The sequence below is a fragment of the Streptomyces sp. NPDC002004 genome (assembly GCF_053593975.1).
Genome location: NZ_JBSFDP010000056.1, coordinates 21,002 through 27,189 on the forward strand (window position 1 = coordinate 21,002; position 6,188 = coordinate 27,189).

The following is a 6,188-nucleotide window of genomic DNA, read 5'->3' on the forward strand; positions in this document are numbered from 1 at the left end:
ATCTCCCCGGCGCCCCGCCCTCACGACGCCCCCTCCGGCCGCACCGCCCGGCGCAGCCGGAACCGCTGCAGCTTTCCGGTGGCGGTCCGGGGCAGCGCGTCGAGGAACACCACCTCGCGCGGGGCCTTGTACGGGACGAGCTCCGCCTTCACGAAGGCGCGCAGCGCCTCGGCGTCGCGGCGGGCGCCCTCGCGCAGCACCACGTACGCCACCACGACCTGCCCGCGTGCCTCGTCCGGTCGTCCCACGACCGCCGTCTCGACGACGTCCGGGTGGCGCAGCAGCGCGTCCTCCACCTCGGGCCCCGCGATGTTGAAGCCCGCCGAGATGATCATGTCGTCGGCGCGGGCGACGTAGCGGAAGTAGCCGTCGGGGTCACGGACGTAGGTGTCCCCGGTGATGTTCCAGCCGCCGCGCACGTACTCGCTCTGGCGGGGGTCGGCGAGATAGCGGCAGCCCACCGGGCCGCGTACCGCGAGCAGCCCCGGCTCGCCGTCCGGTACCGGCTGCCCGTGGGCGTCCACCACGCGCGCCTGCCACCCCGGCACGGGGGTGCCGGTGGTGCCCGGCCGGATCCGGTCGTCGGCCGCGGAGATGAAGATGTGCAGCAGTTCCGTGGCGCCGATGCCGTTGATGATGCGGTGCCCGGTGCGCTCGTGCCAGGCCGACCAGGTCGCGGCGGGCAGGTTCTCGCCGGCCGAGACGCAGCGGCGCAGCGAGGAGACGTCGTGGGCGTCCAGCTCGTCGAGCATCGCGCGGTAGGCGGTGGGCGCGGTGAACAGCACCGAGACCCGGTGCTCGGCGATCGCGGGCAACAGGTGGCGCGGGCCCGCCTGTTCGAGCAGCAGCGCGCTCGCGCCGGCCCGCAGCGGGAAGACCACCAGCCCGCCGAGCCCGAAGGTGAAGCCGAGCGGCGGACTGCCCGCGAACACGTCGTCGGGCGTGGGGGCCAGCACATGGCGCGCGAACGTGTCCGCGACCGCCAGCACATCGCGGTGGAAGTGCATGCACCCCTTGGGCCGTCCGGTGGTGCCCGAGGTGAACGCGATCAGCGCGACGTCGTCGGCGGACGTCCGCACCGCGTCGTACGGATCGCCCGGCAGGCGCGCCGCCCGGTGCCGCAGGTCGTCGGGCGCGTCCCCGCCGAAGGTGGTGATGCGCAGCCCCTCGATCTCCGCCTTCGCCAGGTCGTCGACCGCGCGGACGTCGCACAGCGCGTGTCCGACGCGGGCGATGGAGCACATGGTGGCGAGCTCGTGCGTGCGCTGCTGGGCGAGTACCGTCACGGCGACCGCGCCGGCCTTCATCACGGCCAGCCAGCAGGCCGCCAGCCAGGGCGTGGTGGGTCCGCGCAGCAGAACTCGGTTGCCGGGCACCACGCCCAGCTCCGAGGTGAGCACATGCGCGATCCGGTCGACCTGGTCGCGAAGCCGCCCGTACGTCCACACCTCGCCCGACGGGGTGCGGAACGCCGCCCGGTCCGGTCCGAAGCGTGCGACGGTTCCGTCCACGAGCTCGACGCCGCAGTTGAGCCGTTCGGGGTAGCACAGCTCGGGCAGGTCGAAGGTGAGGCCCGGCCATTGGTGCGCGGGCGGAAGATGATCGCGTGCGAAGGTGTCGACATGGGCCGAGGTCCTCAGCCCCAAGGCTTCCGTGGCGTCGCCTGTGCCGCTGTCGTCCATGGCTGTTCGCCCCCTCGTGGTGGTGGGCGGGCGTGATGGTTGCGCGGAAACGAGCGTATCGTGATGGTGACGACAGTCAACGGTTCGCGATAAGACGTCGAGAGGTGGGAAGAACCCCCATCGGCAGGCGCACCAGGAACCCGTCGGCAGCCCGTCGGGGAGACCATCAGGGAGGGGCCGCGATGCCCGCGTTCGCGTTGGAACCCCAGCAGTCGCAGTGGTGCGCCGAGCTGCGCGCCCTGTCCACCGACCGGCTGCGCCCCCTCGCCGAGAAGGGCGAGCCGGGCCGCGTCAACCGCGCGCTGCTCGCCGAGCTCGGTGAACTGGGCCTGTTGCGCAGGCTGTTCGACGCGGGCGCCCTCGACCTGTGCCTGATGCGCGAGTCGCTCGCCCACGGCTGCACGGAGGCCGAGACGGCCCTCGCCCTGCAAGGTCTCGGCACGTACCCGCTGCTGCAGTCCGGCACCCCGGAGCAGCGCGAGCGCTGGCTCCCCGGGGTCACCGCGGGGCGCGCGGTCGCCGCGTTCGCGCTGAGCGAGCCCGGCGCGGGATCCGACGCCGCGGCGCTGTCGCTGGCCGCCACCCCCGACCCGGACGGCGACGGCTGGCGCCTCACGGGCGAGAAGTGCTGGATCTCCAACGCCCCCGAGGCCGACTTCTACACGGTCTTCGCCCGTACGACACCCGGGGCGGGGGCACGCGGGGTGAGCGCGTTCCTGGTCCCGGCCGACCGGCCGGGCCTCACCGGCACCGCCCTGGAGATGCTCTCGCCGCACCCCATCGGCGCCCTCTCCTTCGACGGCGTGCCCGTCACCCGCGACGACCTGCTCGGCGAGGCCGACCGGGGCTTCCGGGTCGCGATGAACACGCTCAACCTCTTCCGGCCCAGTGTCGGGGCCTTCGCGGTCGGCATGGCGAGCGCGGCCCTCGAGGCGACACTCGCGCACACGGCGCGGCGGACCGCCTTCGACGGCGCGCTGAAGGACCTCCAGGCGGTCGGGCACCGGGTCGCCGAGATGGCCACGCGCACGGAGGCGGCGCGCCTGATGGTGTACGCGGCGGCGGCCGCGTACGACCGGGGGGAGCCCGGCGTCGCGAAGAGCTCGGCGATGGCGAAGCTGATCGCCACCGAGACCGCGCAGTTCGTCGTCGACGCGGCCGTGCAGCTGCACGGTGCCCGCGCCCTCCAGCGCGGTCATCTGCTCGAACACCTCTACCGGGAGGTGCGAGCGCCGCGCATCTACGAGGGCGCCACGGAAGTCCAGCGCACCATCATCGCGAAGGAGCTGTACGCATGAGCGGAGGAGCGGACGCCGCACACCCGGGCGAGCGGGCGGGCACCGTGCCGGCGGACGGCGACACGGTGGACGCCGCGCGGACCGGCGACGCGGGGGCGGCGGGGCCCGGGCGGGCGGACGACCAGGGCGCGGCGGGGCCGGGGCGGGCCGACGCCCCGGCTGCCGACAGGGACGGGAGTGCGCGGGGCACCGCTCCACGGACGCATCTGCGGCGCGTCAACCCCGCCGAACTCTCCCCGCCCACGGGCTTCTCGCATGCCGTCACCGTCACCGGATCACGCCTCGTGCTGCTCGCCGGACAGACGGCGCTCGACCCGGACGGAAAGATCGTGGGGGAGACCCTGCCCGAGCAGTTCGCGACCGCGCTGCGCAATCTGCTCAGCGCCCTCGCCGCCGCCGGAGGGACCCCGGCGGACCTCGCCCGCGTCACCGTCTACGCCACCGACGTCGCCGACTACCGGGCGCACGCGCGGGAACTGGGCCGTATCTGGCGGGAGCTGGCGGGCCGTGAGTATCCGGCCATGGCGGTGGTGGGCGCCGTCCGGCTGTGGGACACGGCGGCCCTGGTGGAGCTAGACGGCATCGCCGCGCTTCCGTAGGAGGTGTCCTGCCGGTCACGCCGAGCCCCTCGGGGCCGACTTCACGCCGGGTGGACACGGGGTTCGCCGACGAGCCCCCCGTGGTGGAACTCCCGCCCGAATCATGGGGTTTGGCCGTGGCCATCGGGGCGCTCACCGAACGGCCCGTCCGGACGCGGTGGTCGAGGGCCGGCTGGGTCCGCTGCGCACGGACGGGGCGATCCGGGCGGACTTCCGCCGCTGCAACAACGCGGTCCGCAGGACGGAGTTGCTGGAAGCGGGCGAAGGACTGCGGAAGTTCGACCGGCGGCGCTGGTGGTGTGGGCCGAGGACGACCTGATGATGCCGCGGGAGCACGGCCGCCGGCTCGCGGAACTGCTGCCGCAGGGGCGGCTGGTGGAGATCGCCGGATCGCGCACCCTGATCGCCGAGGACCAGCCGGAACGACTGACCGCCGTGCTGCGGGAGTTCGTCGCCGACACCTGACAGGCGGGTGCGGCGGGGGCCCGGAGCGGACCTATGATCAGGCGATCTTGAAACCCGAACGACCTGAAAGAGGTCATGTCATGAGGAAACTCTTCAAGCTCGCCACCGTCGCCGCAGCCGGCGTGCTGGCCGCGGCCGGACTCGGCGCCGTCACGGCGACACCCGCCGCCGCGGCCTCCTGCCCCTGGCCGTACGTCTGCTTCATGGACAACAACGGCAACATCCTCTCCATGTACAAGGACACGGGCTGGCAGAACACCGGGTCCCTGGCGCAGAGCGCGAGATGGGTCACCGACGCGCGCAACCAGGACTGCGCGTACCTGAAGTACTCCAGCGGCTACATCGACCAGATCCGCCCCGGCCAGTCCTTCGGCCTGGGCTCGCCCGTCGTCGCGATCAACATCACGTACGGCTGCTGACCCGAGGCGGGGCCCCGGGTCACCGGACCCGGGGCCCGCGCACACACCGCAGAACCCGTCACCGGAAGGCTTGCTTAAGACCTGTTAAGGACATGATCGGCCCCGCTTAAGAGAAGGACGGCGCACGGCTCCGTACCCATCAGGGCGAAGGTCGGGATGACAGGCATCCCGCCACGTGGACGACAAGGAGCCTGACGTGTCGCGGAAGAGGACCCTCACCCGGAAGAAGAAGGTCGCACTGATCGTCGGCGCGGTGGCCATGGCCGCCGGGGGCGCCGTCGTCATGACGGGAACCAGCCAGGCATCGGTCGTCTGCGACGGTCTCACCCAGGCGGTGGCCAAGAACGAGAAGTTCATCGCCGACCAGCGCGCCCACCCGGACGCCCAGTCGCAGGCCCGCATCGCCAACCGCCAGGCCGTCATCGAGGAGATCAAGCGCAAGCAGGCGGCCTCCGGATGCAAGGTGGGCGGAGGCGGCGGCGCGCAGGGCGGGAAGGGCCAGGGCAAGGCCGCGGGGCAGGCTGCGGGTCAGGCCGCGGGTGGTGCGCAGGCCAAGGGTGAGGTGGTGTGCCCGGGCTCGACGGTGACGCTCTCCGGTGAGGGCGGGGCTCCCGGTGCCACGAGCGGTCAGTTCCCCGTGGGGACCCTGCTGAAGGTCACGAACCTGGACAACAACAAGTCGATCACCGTGCCGGTGACGGGTCCGTCCGGGAGCTGTGCGCTGCTGAACAACACGGCGTTCGAGCAGGTGCACGAGCCGGGCAAGAACCTCATCCGCCGGGCCCGGATCGAACGCGTCGGGCAGGCCGGTGGCCAGGGAGGCGCCCAGGGGCAGGACCAGGCCGCGGGGCAGGCAGCGGGACAGGCCGCGGATGGTGGGAAGCCCGAGGGCGAAGTGGTGTGCCCCGGCTCCACGGTGACGCTCTCCGGCGAGGGCGGGGCTCCGGGGGCGACCAGTGGTCAGTTCCCCGTGGGGACCAAGCTGAAGGTGACCAACCTGGACAACAACAAGTCGATCACCGTGCCGGTGACGGGTCCGTCCGGGAGCTGCGCGCTGCTGAACAACACGGCGTTCGACCAGGTGCACGAGCCCGGGAAGAACCTGATCCGCCGGGCCCGGATCGAACGCGTCGGCTGACCCGGACGCTGCCCCGGGCGGAGACGTGAGGGATCCCTGCCCGGGGCGCACGGTCCCGGGCGAGGTCCCACGGGTGCCGCCACACCCCCACGGCCCGCGTCCGCGCGGGCCGGACGGGATGCGGCGGCATTCCTCGCAAGGCGCTCAGATGTCCTGGAAGAGACCAATCAACCGCGTGAGCCGCCGCGACGGGTGGTCGCGGGGCGTTGACCAGCAAGAGCGACCTTTGGCCGCGACACTGGGCCCCTCAAGAGTCCCAGGGAAGAACTCAAGCGCAGGTCTGGATCCCCAGCTCTCCGGGAGAGTGACAGGCCCAAGGTTGCCGAGCAGGCCCGGTCACTTGGTCTGCTCACGTCTTCATCCACGGATCCGGAAGGTGGGCCACAGCCGCCGCCCCAAGTCTCGGCTACGTCGATACACCGCGGCGGCACTCGCCTCCCCTGCTCGTAGGCCGCGATCGTCGACGCCGATCCGCGCGGTGCGCCTTTCGCGCTAGTGCTGTGACCGGGAACGTTCACCGGGTTCTGGTCCGCATTGAGGCTGGGGCCGATTGGATGGGGCCGGACATCCCATCCAGTGTGTGGAGA

At 72.5% G+C, this 6,188-nt stretch carries 6 protein-coding genes; 5 read left to right on the plus strand and 1 reads right to left on the minus strand.

Annotated elements, in window-relative coordinates; all coding sequences use genetic code 11:
- Window positions 1-20: 20 nt before the first annotated feature.
- Window positions 21-1,682, minus strand: coding sequence for an AMP-binding protein (locus tag ACWCP6_RS35625; RefSeq protein WP_450936795.1), 1,662 nt, complete (start codon window positions 1,680-1,682; stop codon window positions 21-23).
- A 182-nt stretch (window positions 1,683-1,864) separates the two neighbouring features.
- On the opposite strand from ACWCP6_RS35625, the gene ACWCP6_RS35630 reads away from it, so the two are divergent.
- The 5 genes from ACWCP6_RS35630 (at window position 1,865) to ACWCP6_RS35650 (ending at window position 5,601) form a co-directional block, all read left to right on the plus strand.
- Entirely contained in the window at window positions 1,865-2,980 is a 1,116-nt protein-coding gene (locus ACWCP6_RS35630; RefSeq protein WP_450936796.1) for an acyl-CoA dehydrogenase family protein, read from the plus strand.
- Between the two features lie 206 nt (window positions 2,981-3,186).
- Window positions 3,187-3,579 carry a RidA family protein gene (locus tag ACWCP6_RS35635; protein ID WP_450936800.1) on the plus strand — a complete coding sequence of 131 codons (393 nt, stop codon included), beginning with the start codon at window positions 3,187-3,189 and terminating at the stop codon, window positions 3,577-3,579.
- Window positions 3,580-3,873: 294 nt separating this feature from the next.
- Window positions 3,874-4,044 carry an alpha/beta fold hydrolase gene (locus tag ACWCP6_RS35640; protein ID WP_450936797.1) on the plus strand — a complete coding sequence of 57 codons (171 nt, stop codon included), beginning with the start codon at window positions 3,874-3,876 and terminating at the stop codon, window positions 4,042-4,044.
- 80 nt (window positions 4,045-4,124) lie between these two features.
- Window positions 4,125-4,463, plus strand: coding sequence for a hypothetical protein (locus tag ACWCP6_RS35645; RefSeq protein WP_450936798.1), 339 nt, complete (start codon window positions 4,125-4,127; stop codon window positions 4,461-4,463).
- Window positions 4,464-4,926: 463 nt separating this feature from the next.
- On the plus strand, window positions 4,927-5,601 hold the full coding sequence (locus tag ACWCP6_RS35650) for a hypothetical protein (RefSeq protein WP_450936801.1): 675 nt from the start codon (window positions 4,927-4,929) through the stop codon (window positions 5,599-5,601).
- Window positions 5,602-6,188: the final 587 nt, after the last annotated feature.

Coding starts and splice junctions, on each gene's coding strand:
- ACWCP6_RS35625 (WP_450936795.1), bottom strand. CDS start 1,682: ATGGACGACAGCGGCACAGGCGACGCCACGGAAGCCTTGGGGCTGAGG.
- ACWCP6_RS35630 (WP_450936796.1), top strand. CDS start 1,865: ATGCCCGCGTTCGCGTTGGAACCCCAGCAGTCGCAGTGGTGCGCCGAG.
- ACWCP6_RS35645 (WP_450936798.1), top strand. CDS start 4,125: ATGAGGAAACTCTTCAAGCTCGCCACCGTCGCCGCAGCCGGCGTGCTG.